12 protein-coding genes and 2 pseudogenes are annotated in these 18,899 nt (G+C 39.5%); 6 read left to right on the forward strand and 8 right to left on the reverse strand.

Features of this window, described 5'->3' with window-relative positions; genetic code table 11:
• Positions 1-472 precede the first annotated feature (472 nt).
• Positions 473-1,507: a hypothetical protein gene (locus ACYUCW_RS04515; RefSeq protein ID WP_460408238.1), complete on the forward strand. Its 1,035-nt coding sequence runs from the start codon at positions 473-475 to the stop codon at positions 1,505-1,507.
• 204 nt (positions 1,508-1,711) lie between these two features.
• Here the strand turns inward: ACYUCW_RS04515 and ACYUCW_RS04520 are convergent, their stop codons facing one another.
• Both ACYUCW_RS04520 and ACYUCW_RS04525 read right to left on the reverse strand, forming a co-directional pair.
• The gene (locus ACYUCW_RS04520) at positions 1,712-2,407 is read right to left on the reverse strand and encodes a hypothetical protein (protein WP_004250432.1); all 696 of its coding nucleotides are present in this window, start codon (positions 2,405-2,407) and stop codon (positions 1,712-1,714) included.
• A gap of 612 nt (positions 2,408-3,019) precedes the next feature.
• Positions 3,020-4,354 carry an aminotransferase-like domain-containing protein gene (locus ACYUCW_RS04525; RefSeq protein WP_460408239.1) on the reverse strand — a complete coding sequence of 445 codons (1,335 nt, stop codon included), beginning with the start codon at positions 4,352-4,354 and terminating at the stop codon, positions 3,020-3,022.
• A 104-nt stretch (positions 4,355-4,458) separates the two neighbouring features.
• Between ACYUCW_RS04525 and ACYUCW_RS04530 the strand changes: the two are divergent.
• From ACYUCW_RS04530 to ACYUCW_RS04545, 4 genes and pseudogenes are all read left to right on the forward strand, one after another.
• Positions 4,459-5,351 (forward strand): annotated as a pseudogene (locus tag ACYUCW_RS04530) (DMT family transporter).
• Between the two features lie 342 nt (positions 5,352-5,693).
• Complete coding sequence (locus ACYUCW_RS04535) at positions 5,694-6,002, forward strand: nucleotidyltransferase domain-containing protein (RefSeq protein WP_226888986.1); 309 nt, start codon at positions 5,694-5,696, stop codon at positions 6,000-6,002.
• Positions 6,003-6,350: 348 nt separating this feature from the next.
• Complete coding sequence (locus ACYUCW_RS04540; RefSeq protein ID WP_323131668.1) at positions 6,351-6,452, forward strand: hypothetical protein; 102 nt, start codon at positions 6,351-6,353, stop codon at positions 6,450-6,452.
• Positions 6,453-6,636: 184 nt separating this feature from the next.
• Positions 6,637-6,759: a bacteriocin immunity protein gene (locus ACYUCW_RS04545; RefSeq protein WP_223304315.1), complete on the forward strand. Its 123-nt coding sequence runs from the start codon at positions 6,637-6,639 to the stop codon at positions 6,757-6,759.
• 209 nt (positions 6,760-6,968) lie between these two features.
• Here ACYUCW_RS04545 and ACYUCW_RS04550 read toward each other — a convergent pair whose 3' ends face one another.
• The 6 genes and pseudogenes from ACYUCW_RS04550 to ACYUCW_RS04575 form a co-directional block, all read right to left on the reverse strand.
• Entirely contained in the window at positions 6,969-7,682 is a 714-nt protein-coding gene (locus ACYUCW_RS04550) for a M48 family metallopeptidase (protein ID WP_460408251.1), read from the reverse strand.
• Positions 7,682-10,774 carry a type I restriction endonuclease subunit R gene (locus ACYUCW_RS04555; RefSeq protein ID WP_004250444.1) on the reverse strand — a complete coding sequence of 1,031 codons (3,093 nt, stop codon included), beginning with the start codon at positions 10,772-10,774 and terminating at the stop codon, positions 7,682-7,684. Before ACYUCW_RS04555 ends, ACYUCW_RS04550 begins: the two co-directional genes overlap by 1 nt.
• Positions 10,767-12,806 carry a DUF262 domain-containing protein gene (locus ACYUCW_RS04560; protein ID WP_004250445.1) on the reverse strand — a complete coding sequence of 680 codons (2,040 nt, stop codon included), beginning with the start codon at positions 12,804-12,806 and terminating at the stop codon, positions 10,767-10,769. The genes ACYUCW_RS04555 and ACYUCW_RS04560 overlap by 8 nt, the downstream gene beginning before the upstream one ends.
• Positions 12,799-14,265 carry a DUF262 domain-containing protein gene (locus ACYUCW_RS04565; RefSeq protein ID WP_004250447.1) on the reverse strand — a complete coding sequence of 489 codons (1,467 nt, stop codon included), beginning with the start codon at positions 14,263-14,265 and terminating at the stop codon, positions 12,799-12,801. Before ACYUCW_RS04565 ends, ACYUCW_RS04560 begins: the two co-directional genes overlap by 8 nt.
• A 12-nt stretch (positions 14,266-14,277) precedes the next feature.
• Positions 14,278-15,561 carry a restriction endonuclease subunit S gene (locus ACYUCW_RS04570; RefSeq protein WP_049203771.1) on the reverse strand — a complete coding sequence of 428 codons (1,284 nt, stop codon included), beginning with the start codon at positions 15,559-15,561 and terminating at the stop codon, positions 14,278-14,280.
• Positions 15,558-17,980: pseudogene (locus ACYUCW_RS04575) on the reverse strand (type I restriction-modification system subunit M). The gene ACYUCW_RS04570 and the pseudogene ACYUCW_RS04575 overlap by 4 nt, the downstream one beginning before the upstream one ends.
• Positions 17,981-18,523: 543 nt before the next feature.
• Here ACYUCW_RS04575 and ACYUCW_RS04580 point away from each other — a divergent pair.
• A complete protein-coding gene (locus ACYUCW_RS04580) occupies positions 18,524-18,673 on the forward strand; it encodes a colicin E3-like toxin immunity protein (RefSeq protein ID WP_228766821.1) in 150 nt (49 codons plus the stop codon).
• Positions 18,674-18,899 lie beyond the last annotated feature (226 nt).

An 18,899-nucleotide genomic window follows, 5' to 3' on the forward strand; every position in this document is an offset into this window, starting at 1 on the left:
GCAATATTATATAATACACCTTTTGTTTATTTATTTAATGATATCTGAATATATTTTTAATATATCTAATTTAGACTTTCTTAAACTGAGTTATTTTAATATCTAATATTATCTAAAAGAGATAATTAAAAATAGACCTTTTATATTGCTAATAGCTGCTTTATTTTTTGTTCTAAGCGCATTTGTGTACAAGTTTTTTCAGAGCAATCAATCTATAAGGTGAGAATGCGTGAAATGGAAGAAGCACAGAAAGTGAAAAAAGAACGTAGGATAAAAATCTTAAAATGATGTTTGTTAACAATTCTTAAGATATTATTTTGCTAAAAATAACGAGAGTGATTCTTTTTTGGAATGTTTTTCTTTACTTTATTTTTATTTTAATTCTTATGGTTAGAGATAAAAATCACTAATAGTCATATAATATATAGTATATATAGATGGTTCTATTTGTCATTATGGTCGGTGGTGAAAATTGAAAACGATAACTATTAAAATCAGTCTTTTTGTATTGTCACTGTTTTTCCCTCTCCTAACAAAAGCACTTGTTATTCCAGATAATGGAACGGGGTATATAGGTGAATTAACACCTCCTCAATCATATATGTCACTTAGTAGTAGTGGTAATACCTATGGAGCGGCTGTAGGTGTTAATAATGTTGTAGATTATTGTAGTAAAAACAGTGCACAATGGCAGAGTTTTTTATTCCCATTCCCAGGAAGTCAAGAGGGGGAGTACGGATTAAAATTATATAATAAAAATGCAAGTGAAGCGGAAAATAGGGAAAATTATTTAGTTGCAGCTATCAATGGAATAGTATCTATCGATGCGGTGTATTATCAGAATGGATTACCTTCCCCGACAAAAATTACTCTGCGTCGAGGAAAAGAGGTTTCTAGAACAGCTGAGTATGCGGATCAATTTGTCTATCGTCACCCAATGTGCTGGTATGGTTATATATCACGTGTAAACAATACTAGTTTGAGAATAAGCTCTTATTCTATTTATGCAGTAGGTCATGTTAAACCTGGTATTTACGATTTTGTAGCTCCGATATATTTTACTACAGCTCAAACTGCAACTGATGCTCCTCCAGATCTATCTTCAGTTCCTTTTTCATTTGGTAATGGTCCTATTCACGTCTTAAAAACATGTAATGTTTCTCCTGCTAGCTCAACAAACATACAATTTGCTATTCAACTAGCACAAAATTTTAAGTCAGCCAAGTTACTTGAGCAAAGTGTCGCTAGTATGCTTGTCTCTTGTTCTCATTCAGGAAATATGTATGTGACATTAAAACCCTATAATGAGCTAGTCAATGGGAGTAAAACTGGGATGACAATGTCTCCAAGTATCCCTTTGAAAAATAAAGAAGTTGCACCTTATATCACGGTATCTGATGCAACTAAAACAATAACTAATGCAGTATGTAATAACAATTCCTCCGAAGCTTTAGAGTTTTATGCAGGACAACCTTCAGGCAAATATAATGGGGGGATCTGTTTATAAGTCATTATCATTCAACCTTTGTGCCAATGGAAATATACCTACGAATACTTATAAAGGAAGTATTGATGTATCGTTCTTGATTGAATGATGTGCTAATTTGATATTCAGAACATTAATAGCGCGCCAAGCACTGTTAAACTTTTAACGTAAAGATAATCACAATATAAAAGTTAATGATATTGTGATTATCAGTTATTTTAAAAATTAGACACCAAAGTTAAAAGTGAGAACAGCTTCACCCATAAAATCTAAGCCATTAGATAAATCTATTCCTTTTTTATTTAATGCATCTTTGGATAAAAGAAAAGAAGGAATTTTATATACATCTTTAAAAACTGCTTGGAAAACTTCACCTGGAATTAGTGCCAGAGATTCTTTACTAACATTGCCTTTTTGTTGTTCTGATGTCCAACCATTGGTTGCGCCTTTGTATAGAACGTTATAGTAATTTGTTTCTGTGATAGTAACATCATTTGCTCGTGAAATGTACGCTGGTTTACTATCAACAGTCACATCCTCCCACAAAAAAGAGGCTGCTCCAACTGCGGTTTCAGGATTTTCTTTATCAACTAAATGAAACTGTGCTAGCGTATTATTAGCTAATTCCGCACTGTCATAAGTGTCAGATGCAACAAAGGTTAAATATGTTTTAGCATCACATTCAATCGTAACTGTATTTTGGACTATACCGTTAGGATATTCGTAGTTTTTCGATTGAGGGATAAGCGTTGGGCTTATGACTCCGTAATCAAAAATCATATCACTTTGTGTCGCCCCATTAATAGTACAAGTTGGTGGCTTAATATCACCATTGATTTTTAAGTTAGCTACAGGAGCTTTAGCCAATACCGGCGTTGATATTACACTCAGCATAGCAAGACTGAGTAATACTTTTTTCATATCATTATTCCTTTATTCTTTTTTAGAGGATAAATAATAAAGCAATATTATATATTACACCTTTTGTTTATTTATTTAATGATAATTGAATATATTTTTAATATATCTAATTTAGACTTTCTTAAACTGATTATATTTTAATATTAGATGTTATCTAAAAAAGATAATTTAAAATGGAGTTTTAATTTTAATTTTAATTTTAATTTTAATTTTAATTTTAATTTTTAATAGATATGTAATATTTATATTTAATGGTTGAAATTTATAATGTGATACTCTTATTTAGAGTGTTTTGTGTTTCAATATAAAAACGATAAGATAATAAACGCATTAAAACGCTTTAGTATTTAGGATACGTTTTATACTCTGGAATTAGGTTAGCTAAACCAAGCTTATTAGTCTTCAAAAAATTCTTTTTAATATTTTTAGTGACTCCATCATTCTTGTATTTGGAGTGAGGATACTCAGGCTGACAGCCGTATAGGGGATGGAGCAATCCACAGTAGGAGCTGTTGGTTTATAATTATCGTACCAAGTGTGAAGATCTCATTGCCGATTTTCGTACTGTCAGCCCAGAGCAAAAAACGCATATATCATTAAATGTATAACGGGTTAACGATACTGTTCATACTCCACAGCTTCTCGGACTTTTATCAACGCTTTTTGTAAGCTCTCTATTGTGACAGATCCAAGAGCAATTCTAAGAGCTTGTGGGACAACGAGTGAAGTACAGAAAGGTTCTGCTGTTGAAACGGAAATATTACAGTCCATCAGTTTCTTGGCGACTCGGTCGGCTCTTGTATCATCTGGTAAAGGGAACCAGGCAAAATAAGAGGTAGGATGCGTAATACAGGGCATATCCCCGAGTGTGGATCTTAATACCGCCTGTCGCTGGCGAGCGTCCCGCCGTTTCAGTGTTTCAAAACGGGCAACTGTGCCATCTTGTATCCAATTACATACCAGTGCTGTCATTACAGAGGGGGTATTCCAGGTGGTTGCTCTCACCGCCCTTTCTAGTGCAGGCCGGTATGATTCAGGGCAAACAACAGCCCCTACCCTCAAGCCAGTCGCCACGCTTTTTGAGAATCCAGTGATATAAATGGTACGTTCAGGTGCATAAAATGCAATAGGTGAGGGAGGTCTGTGGATCAGGTAGCTGTATGTGGTGTCTTCTATAACGAGAAGATCATAAGTTCTCGCAATTTCGGCTATTTTTTTTCGCTGACTGTGGCTGAGCACCCAGCCAAGGGGATTATGTAATGTTGGTATGGTATAGACAGCTTTGACATGTCTTTTCTGGCATAACTCTTCCAGCACAGATAAATCTGGGCCACTGGTTAAAGCGGGTATGGCGACGAGCTCCAGATGATATAGCTCTGCCAGTACTTTAAAACCCGAATAGGTGAATGCATCAACTGCCACTACATCTCCTGGGCGTAGCATACCCATCACAGTGATAGTTAGTCCGTGTTGTGCACCATTCACAATAACCACGTTTTCAGCGTCAGGTTGAAATCCCGGGGTCGCGATATGATCTGCAATAATCTTTCTCTCTGTCATCCTGCCTGCGTGTGGTTGGTAACGGAGGTGGGATTCTATATCCCCGGAGACCGCAATCTTTTGGAGGGCATCACGGAGTTGTTCCCCCTGACCAAGTAACGACGGATAGTTAAAATTCAGATCAAACACATCAGTGGCCACAGCATGTTGGTCAATTCCATGACCGTAGGGCAACGCTATTTCTCTGACAAATGTTCCTCTTCCGGTTTCACCACTGACCAGCCCCATAGCTTCTAGTTCGCTGTAAACCCGAGTTGCTGTAGCTAGAGAGATATGTTCCTGCGTGGAGAGTGCTCTGTGTGTTGGTAAACGTGTACCGGAAGGGATATCTCCGCTTCGGATCCTATTTGCGAACATATCCACGATGGATTTATAGCGTGCTTTCATCAAATGTATCCATGACAATAATTTGATTGTATTGAATTATTGAGTGTACCATCTGCCGTTCAAGTGCTCAAGCCTGCGGGCAACAATAGAAAGTGAGGTTGATAATGGTGAATACAGTGGTAAATAAAACAGATCCTAGAGCTGTTTCTGGATGGATCAACGGGCTGTTGGGGGTCATCATTTTTAGTGGTTCGCTACCTGCTACTCGCGTAGCCGTCCTTGATATGGATCCCTTTTTCCTGACATTTCTAAGGGCATCGATAGCGGGTGTGTTGGCCATTATGCTGATTTATGGTTTTCGTGAAAAATATCCGCAAGTTTCGCAGATAAAGTCACTCATAATTGTGTCACTGGGCGTCATTATCGGTTTTCCGTTGCTGACGGCTATGGCGTTACAACATGTGACCTCTGCTCATTCAATCGTTTTTCTTGGTTTTCTGCCGCTGACCACTGCGATTTTTGGCGTCCTACGTGGTGGCGAACGCCCCAGAATGGCCTTCTGGATTTTTTCTGTGCTTGGTAGTTTGCTCGTTATGGGGTTTGCTCTCTCACAAAGCACGATCGTCTCACCTACTGGTGATCTTCTCATGCTTGCAGCGGTGGTGGTTTGTGGTTTGGGTTATGCCGAAGGTGCAAAGTTAACCCGTATTCTGGGGGGATGGCAGGTCATCAGTTGGTCGTTGGTCCTCTCGTTACCATTCATGCTGATAGCGTCATTTATAACAATGCCAGCCTCATTTACCAGTATTGGATCATCTGTATGGATAGCACTAGGTTATGTCTCCCTATTTAGTATGCTAATTGGTTTTATTTTCTGGTATAAGGGGCTTGCAACGGGGGGGGGATTGCTGCTGTCGGTCAGTTGCAACTTCTTCAGCCTTTCTTCGGGCTGGGGTTGTCGGCTATACTGTTGCATGAGACCATAAGTCCTCTAATGGTATTCATTACGCTTGGCGTCGTCCTGTGCGTTATGGGCTCTCGTAAATTTTCTCGATAATTTTTCTGCCAGTCTACTACTAGCAATTGCGGTAACTTAAGCGGTGTAAATTAGAATTAATTTATGCGAAAGCTTACCATGTCAGGGACAATCCGTCGCAACTGTTAAACGTCACCAACCTTGAAGCGACTGTGGTTGACAAAACTTAGCCACAATTAGCCACTATATGTAAGGTTTCTAGAACCACTAAACTTCCACTTCTGGTACGAAGCTAGCCACCTAACGCGTAGGGGGCTACTGTAAGAGAGGAGTGGATATTAAGGCATAATAGTTTGGATACAACAATTTCAGGTTCAAAATGCCTGTTATCAGGAAAAATAACATTAGCAAACAAGAGAAAAGATGGCCGTCGATCATAATGATTTTATTTCCCAGCCAAGACGCGCGGAAATTCAACCTGAATTCTCACATATAATTGAATGTGTTGTGACAAATCTAACCCGTTGCTTTCCTAAGCTTATACACAGTCTATATGTATACGGAAGTGTAGCTGAAGGCAGGGCAGAAGTAGGTAAGTCTGATCTGGATATGACAGTTATTTTCAAATATGAACCTGATCAGACTATTAAAGAGCAATTTGCAACTGTTAGTCTGTTCTTGAAAAAAACAATCCCGTTATCAGTAAAATTGATTTTGATTGTGGTCTGTTAGAACAGGTTCTCGATCCAGATAATGTACTTAGTTGGGGATACTGGATTAAACATCACTGTCACTGCGTTTATGGCGAGGACTTAAGCCATCGCTTTCAAGCTTTCAAACCTTCAAAAGCTATTGCAGTGGCCGTGAATGGGCTATGGAATTTGCCCGCTGGCTTAGCTGCGAATTTAATAGCCAAAAAGTCTAACCAGATAGTCTTGTTAATAATTGTTCTTTGCAACTAAATCAAGCCACTTTTCTTAAGGAATTTTGTTCATATTCAATGGGGGGGGGCAGATCACCATTGGCAGTATGAAGCCTTTCTAAAAAGTTAGTTAAAGAAAACAAAGTAATAGAACTCGAATGCGAAATGGTTTGGCTCCTAGGGCTAGATATAAAGATAGTGTTGGAGGGAGACGTTCCTTTGAGTCTCACCATGATAAACCGCGGAGAGGTTTATTATAGATAATATTCGAGTTGTTACTCCGAAACGTCACATTGATATTCACAAAGGAAAATAATTATGAAACTGAAAAATAGCATTAATGATTATACAGAAGCTAAATTTAAACAATTTATTGAAGCTATAATTAATTATGAAAGTGACGAAAAAACACAAGATGATAATTTATAATATTTTATTAAAATCATTGATCATCCTGAAGGTTCAGATCTGATTTATTATCCAGAAGGTAATAATGATGGGAGCGCTACTGCTATTATTAAAGAAGTTAAAGAATGGCGGGCTAAAAACGGTAAGCCTGGATTTTAAAAAGGTTAATTATTACTCTTGTTTGACTAGCCTTGATATAAGTTGACAACTTTTCAGGTATAAAACGCTCGATGAACTTCATCGGGCGTTTTATAGTTTATCTTTAGTACCGCTCCAGTACTGTATCTACATGTTTTTTGTTTACCACCTATTTGCCACTAAAAAGTAGTTAAGATTGAGTTGAGCTCTCTATTCTATAAGGACAAAAGTTAGTATAACCAATGACTGTAAGCCAATGGTGCTTTATTCAGCAAGTCTTTGCGTTCTTGCCAATCAGGAAGTAGCTTATCCATGTGGGCTTTAAATCGTTCATTATGCTTACGTTCAAGTAGGTGAACTAACTCATGAACTAGGATGTATTCTAAACATTCTGGTGGCTTTTTGGCGAGTTCTAAGTTCAACCAAATGCGTTTTGCTTGCGTATTGCAACTGCCCCATTTGGTTTTCATTTTTCTTACGCCCCAAGCGTCGACAGTGACACCTATTTTGCTTTCCCAAATAGGCAATAAGTCAGCTATTCGCTGTTTAAGTGCTTCACGGTAGTATTCAGTGAGAACTAAAGCCTTTTGCTCAGCAGTTGCAGTATGGCTAACATACAAATGTAATCGTCCACGGCCTAATTTGGCTTCATGCTTTCCTACATGTGGCACAACATTGAGACGATAGCGTCGACCCCACAAGTAATGGCATTCGCCACTGACCATTTCTCGTTCTGATTGGCAGGGTTGTTTTATGAAATTATTCTGCTGCTGTTTAATCCAAGGGATACGACGGATCACCGCCATACGAATAGCCGTTTCCGTCATAGATACAGGCGCAGATACACGTACACGTCCATCAGGCGGCAACACGCTAATATGTAAGTTTTTGATGGCTTTACGATTCAATTGTATTGTCATTGAGCCAATTTCAATCATCGTCATCATTGATACTCTTTTTGAGCTTTAGCGAGTTCCATTACGTCCTGAATATCCACCTCATAGCCCGCCGTTTCTTCTCGTACTGCATTGGCAATTTCTCGTTCCTTAAAACGATCTCCTACCCAATCCGCTTTTTTGGTATAACGAATGGCACTATCAATTTTGGTGGCAAGCCATTCATCTTTGCCAAAGTTATCATAAAAAGCACGTTTGGGATTAGTATCCATTGATGCAGGGTAGCTAGATGATGTTCGCTCAGGACGTACGACTTTAGCAGCGAGTTCGCGGATTTTCTCGAGGTAATCTTGATATTCAATCGCCTTTTGTCGACGAAGTTCGATTAGTTCATTGAGTAACACTGACATCTGTTCATAGTATTTAGGGTTAACCGGATTTTCATCGACAATGATTTTGCGAACGTTATTTTCAATGGTCTCAGCCATTGCTCCCGGATTTTTACGGAGATCCTCGGGCAGGGTATCGATAGCACTGACGCCTTTTTCGACGATTAATTCAATCAAGCCAAGCTCTTCAAAGTCCATAAGGACTTCACTATCATCGGCACGAATATACATATCTAGCAGATGACGCATTGCAGGCTCAAAGCGCTTCATTTCGACGAGATCACCACTTGCAAGCTTCACTTCATCGCGAACTTTTTCATAGTGACAAACTTCAGATCTAATAGAGTTTATATCATGAGTAGAATAACCTGCATCTGGCATTTCGTTGGCGATATTTGCGAATGCTCGCAGTAACTTGGCAACACTCTGATATAAGGTTAAACGAAGTGCCTCTTTTTCGGTTAACTCATCTTGATTTAAGCCTGATTCGCCACAAAAATAATGGATATAATCCTCTGTATTTCGTGGTGCTTTTACTGGCTCACATAATGCTCGAACCATTTCCAGCGCACTATCTAAATTTAGTCTTGCTTGCTCTAATCGGTCTTTTAGTAAACCAACCACATCTTCCTTGTCATAACCTTCAAAAGCACCTTGAGTATAATCAGAAATTGCTTTATCTAATGAGCGGAATAAATCTTTATAGTCGATGATATAACCGTATTCTTTATCATCACCATCGAGACGGTTGACGCGACAAATTGCCTGAAACAGGCTGTGATCTGCCATTTGCTTATCAATATACAAATAAGTGGCAGAAGGCGCATCAAAGCCAGTTAACAATTTATCGACCACAATCAGCAGGCGCATTTGCCCAGGTTCATTAACGAAACGCTTTTTAACTTCCTTTTCAAAGTCCTCAACTTTATTAGCTGCTTTGTCTTCAGGTAGTTCAAAGTAGTCTGCTAACATTTTACGATAAATATCGTATTTAAAGAGTTTTTCCGTTAAACCTTCACCAGTCTCCTCACCTTTAATACTTGCAGGTGTTGGTTGAAAACTAGTAACTATAGCAACTTTACCTGCTAAATCGGTCTGACTAAACATTTCATAGGCTTTACAGGCCTGATAAACGCTGGAGCAGACTAACATCGCATTACCATGACCATCCATCAGACGTGGCCGAGTATCCATATCTAACAAGATATCATTCACAATCTGTTGCAAGCGTGATTTACTGGATAGCACCTTTTGCATGGTGCCCCATTTTAGTTTGAGCTGCGTTTTAGCTATTCGAGATAATCCGCGCGTTTTTGCCTCGAACCACTCATCAACTTTCTTTTGGGAGGTAATGTGTTGGTCTATATCTCTTGCTTCATAGCGTAAATCCAATACTACGCCATCAGCGACAGCCTCATCGAATTTATAGGTATGAATATAAGGACCAAAGACTTCAACTGATTTCTTTTTGTCTTTTTTCATTAGGGGAGTCCCTGTGAAACCGACAAACATGGCTTCAGGTAAAATGGTCTTCATTGCGTTGTGCAACTTACCAGATTGAGTACGATGGCACTCATCGACAAAGACAAACAATGTTCCTTTAGCTCTGAAATTCGATGACAGTGATTTTTTCAGTTCTTCAATAAATTCATCGGTTGCGGCATCATTTTCAGAATCAGACTGCCTTCCAAATTTATGCACTAATGAGCAGATCAACCAAGGGTTAGGCTGATTTAACGTGGCCACAAGATCTGCACCACTTTTGGTACGATAAATTTCTTCGTCAACACCTGTAAACACTTTTTCAATCTGTTCGTCAAGTTCAGTTCGGTCAGTCACTATCAGCACGCGAGCATCAGTAACATTTTCCCGTATCCATTTAGCTAGCCACACCATAGTTAAGCTTTTACCTGAACCTTGGGTATGCCAGATTATACCCCCCTCACGCTTTGTGATATGAGCCTTAGCCGCTTCAACACCGAAAAACTGGTTATGGCGACAGGTTTTCTTGGTTCCAGCATCAAAGACAATAAAATCATGGATGATTTGCAAAAAGCGAGACTTATTACATATACGGCTTAGGTGAAAATCGAGTTTATAGTCATAAGTATTTTCAAGCGGTTCCTTCCACTCAAGATAAAATTTTTCGGGTGTTTCAATTGTGCCGTAACGTAGTCCCTGAGTATCATTACCCGCCATCACCAATTGCATTGTGGTAAAGAAATTACGAATAAAATCTTTCTTTTGGTTATCCAGATTTTGGCGAATACCTTCAGAAACAGAGACAGATGAACGTTTAAGCTCTATCACACCCAGCGCAATACCGTTTACATACAACACGATGTCTGGGCGTTTTTTATTTTCACCTTTAATCGAGACTTCTTCTGCTATCGCAAAGTCATTGGCTTCGGGGTTATGCCAATCAATCAACCAAACGGTTTCATTTTGGTGGCCTGCACCTTCTTTATCTTTCACACCGTAACGTAGTAAGCGATAAACCTCTTTGTTAGCGTAATAGAGTTTTTTCCCTTCACCCAGCGCGGCTGCAGCATCTAGCTGGCGAATTGTACGATTGATCAGCGCTTCACTTACACCACGTTTTGTTAACCAATCAACAAGGATCTCAACTTCAATATTTTTATTATTGACGCGATCTTGCCAATCGCCTAAATAGCGATAGTCTAAGTCAGTTTGAAAAAACTGAACGATACGATTTTGGGTTATACGTTCGCGTTGACCGACATTACTCATAGCTAAAACCCTTATTCAAGTCCTTAGAAAACACCATTAACATGGCTTGTTCATGCGTAGCTATTTGAGTTTCTGTCCATTCTCCATCAGCATTCATCAACTTAATCATTTCATACAGTTTTAGGGTATCAATACTTTTATCTGCGATGGCCGCTTTAAAATGATCACGCTTAGCGGTGGGTTGTAAGTTACTTAATTTTGAATTTTTGCTATGGCTAATCAAGCACAAATTACCAAAGCGATGCAAATCAGCATCCGGCAGTACATAATGCCCATCAAGTGGGTGCTGCGGATAAAAGTGTTCAACAGAGCTTCGGAAGGTAAACTCAAACTGAGTAATCACATCATCCGTTTTGTTTAGTTTTCCCTCACACCACAACAAGTAATCGAGATAGTTAAACACTAAGTTATTTTCAATTACGCCATAACGCAGCTTTACTAATACTTGCTGATTATTTGGATCAAATGCTGAATATTCTTTGTTTTGAAAAATCATTTGGTAGTAATCAGCAGGAGATGCACTTAAAAAACGACCATATACAAATTGACGAGATAAATATTCAAGCTTCTGCAAATAAAGACGAGGCGTAATTTCATCCATAGCAAACAAATGGAACAATGCACCATTTAACCAGTGCTTATAAGCCAGTGTCGGTGTGGAAACATGCAAAGCACTTAACAGCATTAAAATCTGACGATTTATCCCTTCAAAGCCATCTTCATTATCCTGTTCTTCGCTGCCACCAAAAGTATTAATGTAGCTCTGACTCTTAGCGTTATAAAAATGCAGCTTTTTCAAGCTCCACCTATCTTTGCCATCACTAAATTCCCGCTTAATGATGTACTGGTCAAAAAGATATTTGCACTTGAGTAGCGCGAATACAAAGTCTTTAACTGCGTTAATTTTGTTACTGCCATTTTCTTTCAAGTAGGCGTCGAACTGCTCTAACAAACGCTTATCGTCCAACGCGATATCCTGTTTTGTTAACACTCGTAAAACATGCAGTAAGAAGTTAGAGAAATTAATGACGCTATTAAAGCGCTCTGGTGTAAACATTATATCAGCGCTAGAAGAGGACTGAGGTGGCTTTGCCAATATCTCATTGAGCGTCAGCGAAATGGTTTGAGTGTTTTCGCTCTTTTGAGTAGTTGCTTCGCAAATGCTTGTAGCTAAATCAGCGTAGCACGTTGGTTTAAATTGTCCCCAATCGTCTTTACCAAAAATATTATGCCTTTCATCGAGGTTAAAGCCGTATTGAACGTAACGTTCCATATTAGCTGTTGCGTCCCACACTTTTCCTAGCAGCTGTATACTCTGCTCACGCTCATAGGGGTCAGTGATTTCATTTAACACCGACATTAACCTTGCTTTAACGACTTCGTGCTTTTCTAGCTGCTCACCGCGATTATTCATTACCTCAAAATAATGATTTAAATCGGTATCTTTGGGCACAGATACTCGGGTTATTTCTACCTTTTCGTAAAGGTATTGGCAAAATCCTTCAAGCTTATCCCCCAAAGCTAATAAGCCCTTTTCTAGCAAAGAGAAACCATTCACCACATCGAGGTTGTAGTCATCGGTTTTTAAGTGTTCTAGTGCAACGCCTTGAATTAGGCAGGCAAAGGTATCCGATGATTTTTGGCGGCTTTCAAAATTGAGATTAGGAGTAGTGTACCAGCCCATATCGACAGTCACTTTGCCTGCAGCATATAAGCGTTTGAGAGCAAAGGTTAATAAGGTAAGTGTGGTAAAACGTTGTTGCCCATCAATCACTTCAAAGCTGCCATCGTTACGCTCAAACACGACCAACGTGCCAATGTAGTAGGTTTGATCTGGTTTACTATGTTGATAATCCAATACGTCTTGGATCAGTTGGTTGATTTCACCCTCACCCCACGCATAGTTCCGTTGATACATAGGGACGACATATTGGCTTGCATCACAAAGTAATTTTTTAACCTTAAAGCTGGCAATTGCTTTACCATCAGCCCCATCATTGTATTTCGTGTATGGCATCCGAACATTACTCATAGTACTTCATTTCCTTAAACAGCTCGGTAATTTCACTAAGATTGGTTCCCTTACAATCAGACTTTTTAAGTGTGGCTAACGGCCAATTTAAAACATCAGCTGGTTGCACCGCTTGCTTTATACGTTCAAAGACATTATGTGTCAGAGCGTGTTTATCCATGCGCTCTATACCGACGACTTGCATTTCTAATCGGCAGCTATATGCCCAAATAAACAGCTTCTCTATCGCTTGCGAAAGCTGATGTGCGCCAAACTTATCTAGATAAAAGATCACCGCACAATCAAACAGTGTGCGCACATAGCCATCCCCTGTGCGGGTTCGAGAGCGGTAGGTATTTATGGTATGTAAAATCTTACAAGCTAAGGGCTCTAGCTCATGGCCGAGTATGCGAATGCTCTGTTTTTCTTCACTAACCTTGGCCTTATCTTTTCCACTTCGTTCATCGCTTACGATCTCAGCTATTTTTTGTTGGTAATGGCTGGTCATTTCAAAAAAACGCCTACCATTTATGATCATCTGATCAAGGTGAAAAGGGAAACTCATGTGTTGGTGATCAATATGGCGCTGGTACTGGCCGTTATAGTCATCAACAAAATGGTGAGCGATTCGAAGCGGCTCCACATAAGGGTAAAGCCCTACCTGATCAAGATTGACTCCTTTAAATAAACCCACTTTTGATTTAGTAAAATACTGTGCCGATTTACCTTGTGCCCAGTTGCGAATACGAAACAAATAGTTGGAAAACAGTCGCGCCAACTGTTCACTTTCCAGGCTTTCCCAATGGCGCACCGAGTCAGCTTTAAGTTCAGTTTCACTTTCTGAAAACTCACGCAGATGAAACGCTTTTAACAAATCATGAGGATCTAAATCTCGGCCTCTGGCGTTTTGCGAGTCAAAAAACTGGAAAGCCTCTGACACATCATCAAGCACAAAGGTAACCACTTCACAGCGGTTTAGTAAAAAATCGATATCGGCCTCGGTAAAGTCACTGCGAGCAACAGCTCGTTTTGCCGCCATAAAGTTTTGATGCAAATTTCGGTGCGAAATATCACTATTAAAGGTTTGTCGATTTAAAAATGCATCAATCGGCACAGCAAGTGAGGCGAGTGTGTCTTTAACATCTTGCCGCTTTAGGTCATCCAAGCGCTCATCTAACAACGCCTTAACCAGAAGTACTAAGGTTAAAGTGCGCTGTTGTCCGTCAACAATATCGAGCGTTTTTAGTTTACTTTCTGAGTCTGAGTACCTATGAAACACCACAGAACCCAAGCGATAAGCCGATTTATCCCGATATACTTTTAAGTCGCTCAACAAGTCAACTAGATTTGCATGTGTCCATTTATAAGGCCGTTGATAGGCTGGAATAGAGATGTTCGGTAAAGAAACTAACGTCTTCACCTGTATTACTTGTTTATCCAGCGTATTTTTTTGTTTTAGTTGCTCCGCAACAAAGGCCATAGCAGCCACTCCTTATTCCTTGTCATAAGGCAGCCGAGTCTTGCCCGTCAGCAGCTCTTGCATCATGCCTTGTTTGATTTGGCGGGTTTTGCCAAGGCGTTGTTCCAGTGCCTGAATCTCGTCGTCCATATCAGAGAGAATGGTGGCGATGGCGGTTTGCTCTTCTTGAGAGTTGGATATAAGCAAGTTAAACCCTAATACATCATCAGTATTCACATAAATCTGAGTACCAGGCTTGGCCATCCCAACGATTCTCTTGTGCACCGAATCAGAATTGAGAAGAAAGTGTAAATATTTAGATTTCACACTACCTTTGGGTGCAAGCCTCATTGTTCGCTGATTCATGACATAAGTTTCATCCGCCTCAATTAGTAGTACTCTGCCGATAATCGTACCAATAGCAGTTTTATCGTTAAGAATCATTGCTAGATCGCCATGACTAAGTACAAATCGTCCAACCTCATTTTTAAATTTCTCGTCGATATAACTACCCGTGTCTATGTATCTACCGGATTCTGAATAATTACCTATTGAAACTACCTTGTAGCCGCCATTCGAATTGAAATACTGCTCTTGGGCCTTACCATTTTGGTAATTACACAGATCCCCTAGGGAATGAACCTCCCAATCCTCCGGTATTTCTCCCAACTCACTTGGCTTGGTGCCTTTTGGTGCGCCATCTTCACGCAATGCAAACTGCGGCAGGCGGGTGCGGCCTGTGAGGAGTTGTTGCATAGTGGCGGTTTTGATAGCTTGTTTTTTGGCGATCAGTTTTTCTAATTCACTAATCAGCGTATCAACATCAGATAGTGCATTGGCTATGGCGGTTTGTTCTTGCTGACTAGATGGGATTGCGATTTTGAAGCTATGAGCATCATTCCGATTTAAAGTTGGTACGCCTGAACCACTAGCAAATCGTTCAAAGTTAATATATGTAAAAATAAAATAAATAAACTTTGGATTTGTTTCATTAAATTTAGTTACCCACAACGATGTATTATGAGGCCAATAGTCAGCTTCAACATAATGCACTTTTCCCAAAGTACCGGATCTACCGGTTACAACTCCAGGGCCTTTAACTTTAAAATGACAATGAGTATTTACAATTCCGTTGGAATATACAACAGGATACTTGCCATTAACTCTGTTTGCTGATGGGAGATCGAATCCTCTTTGTAAAGGAGCAAAATCCCCAATATTCCGAATATCCCAATCCTCTGGGATCACCCCAACTTCCGTCTGCTTATAGCCAGCCGGAATAAGATTTAAACCCGTTTCTGTTACTTCAACGCTCATAGTGACCACTCCAAACCCATCGCTTTTAAATGGCCTGCGACTTTCTCACTCAGCTCTTCTACCGATTTAGTAATAGCCGGTAATGGCTCATTGTAGCGCTCTTCCAACTCTTTAACGCGATTAGCCAGCTGCTGAGTCACGCGCTCAATTTCTGCCTCGATATTACTTTGCAACGTCGCCAGCCATTTATCATCCACTATCAAATTTTTGATTTCGTCGATACTCAGTTTCGGGTATTGCTTAAACACCGCTAAATCGAGGGCATCTTGGGCTTTTTTCAGCGCTTTTTTAGCATTGGCTTCATTATCAAACAGCTTTTGGGCTTGTTTTAATGCCGATTTTTCATCGGGGTCAGTGGCAATTTTCAAACGTGCCGTGACTGTGGCTTTGGTGACTTTGTCTTTATCATTCAATGCCTCATTAAGTAGGCCGTCGTCACCGCTATTTTCCTCAAGATAGGTTTCTAACTCTTGACTGGCACTATCAAGTTTGCTTTGCAAGGTATCGATTTTGGTTTGTTCATCGGCAAAATAGCGTGCCACGATAAGAGCAGGGGGGATCAACTCAGCTTTATACTTTGTTTTACCAATCACTAAGTCAGGCGTTTCTCTCAGTTTTTCACCTTTTTTGACTTCTAACTCACGCAATACTTTACCTGTAGACCAACCATCTTGTACCAGTACGTACACATCGTCTTGCATCGTATCACTCCAGTAATCCATCAGGATCTGGTAGATATCGTATTTGCTCAGCAATGGTGTTTGTGAATAGCTTTGCAACAAACTTTCGCTGATTTCAGCGATTAACGCTTTAGGCTGATCACCTACACTGATCTCAGCTAAATTAGATGCGTGAGCCCAAACGTGATAATGCTGCAAGCTATTCGTCGCAAACTGTTTAAATTCATCATGGTTTAGAATGGTATTCTTCACTTCAGAGGCTTTAACTAAAGCTTCACTATAACCTTCACGTGCTGGTTTGAATAAGGCCGCACGAATACTCGGGAATATCTGCCAGTAGCGTTCTAAGGCATCGATATCACGATTGGGAATACCACCTTGTAGATGGGCACTGAGGTCGTGCAAGTCTTCTGGTTCACTGGAATCAATATAACGCGGTATATTTAGGTTGTAGTCATTAGCCACTATTTCGCTTAATGGCACCATTCGGCTAAAGTGAGGTTGTTCTAATTGCTTGGTAAATACCTCAACAATTTTATAAATATCCTGACTACGCAAACGGTTTTTATTGCCATCTTTGATAAAGCCTTTGCTGGCATCGACCATAAAAATACTTTCTCTCGCCTGCGCGTGTTCTTTGTCGATCACGATAATACAGGCAGGAATACCTGTGCCGTAGAACAGGTTGGCGGGTAAACCGATAATTCCTTTGATATAACCTTGTTTAATCAGGTTTTCACGAATACGCGCTTCAGCATTACCTCGGAATAATACACCGTGGGGGAGAATGATGGCACCTTTACCCGTGCTTTTTAAACTTTTGATAATATGCAACAAGAAGGTGTAGTCACCATTTTTTTCGGGGGGGAATACCCCAGCGAAAACGATCAAATTCATCTTCTTTAGGATTAATGCCGTTAGTCCAGTTTTTATTGGAGAAGGGGGGATTAGCGACAGCAAAGTCGAACGTTTTTAGTTGCCCGTTGGCTTCTTTCCATTGTGGATCCGAAATGGTGTTGCCTTTCCAGATCTTCGCGGTGGCGTTGTTGTGTAGGATCATATTCATACGAGCCAAGGCGCTGGTGGCGTTATCCATTTCTTGGCCAAAAATACTCAAGCCACGGGGGGGCTTCATCACTAGCTTTTAATAATAATGAACCTGAACCGCAAGTTGGGTCATAAACGGTAGCGTCTTGCGGGGTGTTTTTATTAATACCAATCACTTTCGAGAGAATGCGTGAAACTTCGGATGGGGTATAAAACTGGCCTTTGGATTTACCAGACTCAGTTGCAAAGTGACGCATTAGGTACTCATAAGCATCACCCAATAAATCGTCACCATCAGCACGGTTGGAAGAGAGATCAAGCCCTTCAAATATCCCTATCAGCTTGGAAAGACGGTCAATCATCTCTTTGCCTTTGCCGAGCTTATCTTCGTCGTTAAAATCGGCGACATCAATGACACTTTTTAGGTCATTTTCTTCAGCTAACGCACTGATAATTTTGTTTATTTTATCGCCTATTTCTTTATCGCCTTTAAGTGCAACCATATCATCAAAGCTGGCACCTTGGGGTATAACAATCATACCGTACGGATCACCTTTATACTTATCAGATACATACTTCATAAATAGCATGGTCAGTACATAATCTTTGTACTGGCTGGCATCCATCCCACCGCGTAACTCATCGCAACTGGCCCATAGTGAGGAGTATAGTTCGTTTTTCTTAATGGCCATTTGGGTTCCTTAATTTTTAGATACTAGATTGCAGCCTATATATTACAGTGATGAACTCAGAACAATAACTAAATACTTCGTCTCTCTTATTTATTTAGTTCTTCTAAATGGAAAACAACGACTAGGTGGAAGCCATTGGTGTTCTTACTCTGTGTTTTTTTATTATAAGAGGAAAACTTTTAATGATTTGATTTTCATTGGTTTTTTATTTTTTAATTTAATATATCAATATTGCTTATACTACCATTGCTAAGATGGTTTCTCAAAATATTCGAAGAGGAATTAAAGGCAGTTAAAGAGAAATTAACCCTATGCATTAGTTTCCTTTGAAGTCAGCCAATGCGTTCTATTAGATAGACATGATCCAAAAACAGAGAAACAGCGGAAGCCTGCTGACTTCAAACATAATACTAAAAAATATCTGTAAGTAGATAATAACATCATGAGATTGAAACTACATACCCAGTGGTTTAATAGAAAACGGAAGAAATTGAGGAATACTCTAAAGATTACGGTGACGATGACTTTATTATTGAAGAAACAATTGATCCAAAAAATGAGAATGTCATCAATAATGGTGAGTTTGATCTAAAAAAAGAATGGATTAATGCTATTCAAAAATATGTAACTTACAAAATTAATCCGGCTAAATATACTTATTTCATTGCGTTTGATTACCGAGATAAGTGGTAATTAAAATTTTTCAGAGATGAAATAAAAACGAATACCTGTTGTTTGCGGATGAATGGTGTGCATTCATTCACAACAAAATGAATGTGAAATGGAAAAAGAGCAGAAGGCGGAAGATGAGCGCAGACAAACAATTCGAGTTAGGTGAAATGACGTATTACCATAGTGAGTTATTCCGTCTTCATATTTTAGTTCTTTAGCTTCAGCAAGACAGATATCTAAAGCTTTA

Source organism: Proteus sp. MB838 (assembly GCF_054767435.1).

Coding starts and splice junctions, on each gene's coding strand:
- ACYUCW_RS04520 (WP_004250432.1), bottom strand. CDS start 2,407: ATGAAAAAAGTATTACTCAGTCTTGCTATGCTGAGTGTAATATCAACG.
- ACYUCW_RS04525 (WP_460408239.1), bottom strand. CDS start 4,354: ATGAAAGCACGCTATAAATCCATCGTGGATATGTTCGCAAATAGGATC.
- ACYUCW_RS04535 (WP_226888986.1), top strand. CDS start 5,694: ATGGCCGTCGATCATAATGATTTTATTTCCCAGCCAAGACGCGCGGAA.
- ACYUCW_RS04540 (WP_323131668.1), top strand. CDS start 6,351: ATGCGAAATGGTTTGGCTCCTAGGGCTAGATATAAAGATAGTGTTGGA.
- ACYUCW_RS04550 (WP_460408251.1), bottom strand. CDS start 7,682: ATGACGATGATTGAAATTGGCTCAATGACAATACAATTGAATCGTAAA.
- ACYUCW_RS04555 (WP_004250444.1), bottom strand. CDS start 10,774: ATGAGTAATGTCGGTCAACGCGAACGTATAACCCAAAATCGTATCGTT.
- ACYUCW_RS04560 (WP_004250445.1), bottom strand. CDS start 12,806: ATGAGTAATGTTCGGATGCCATACACGAAATACAATGATGGGGCTGAT.
- ACYUCW_RS04565 (WP_004250447.1), bottom strand. CDS start 14,265: ATGGCCTTTGTTGCGGAGCAACTAAAACAAAAAAATACGCTGGATAAA.
- ACYUCW_RS04570 (WP_049203771.1), bottom strand. CDS start 15,561: ATGAGCGTTGAAGTAACAGAAACGGGTTTAAATCTTATTCCGGCTGGC.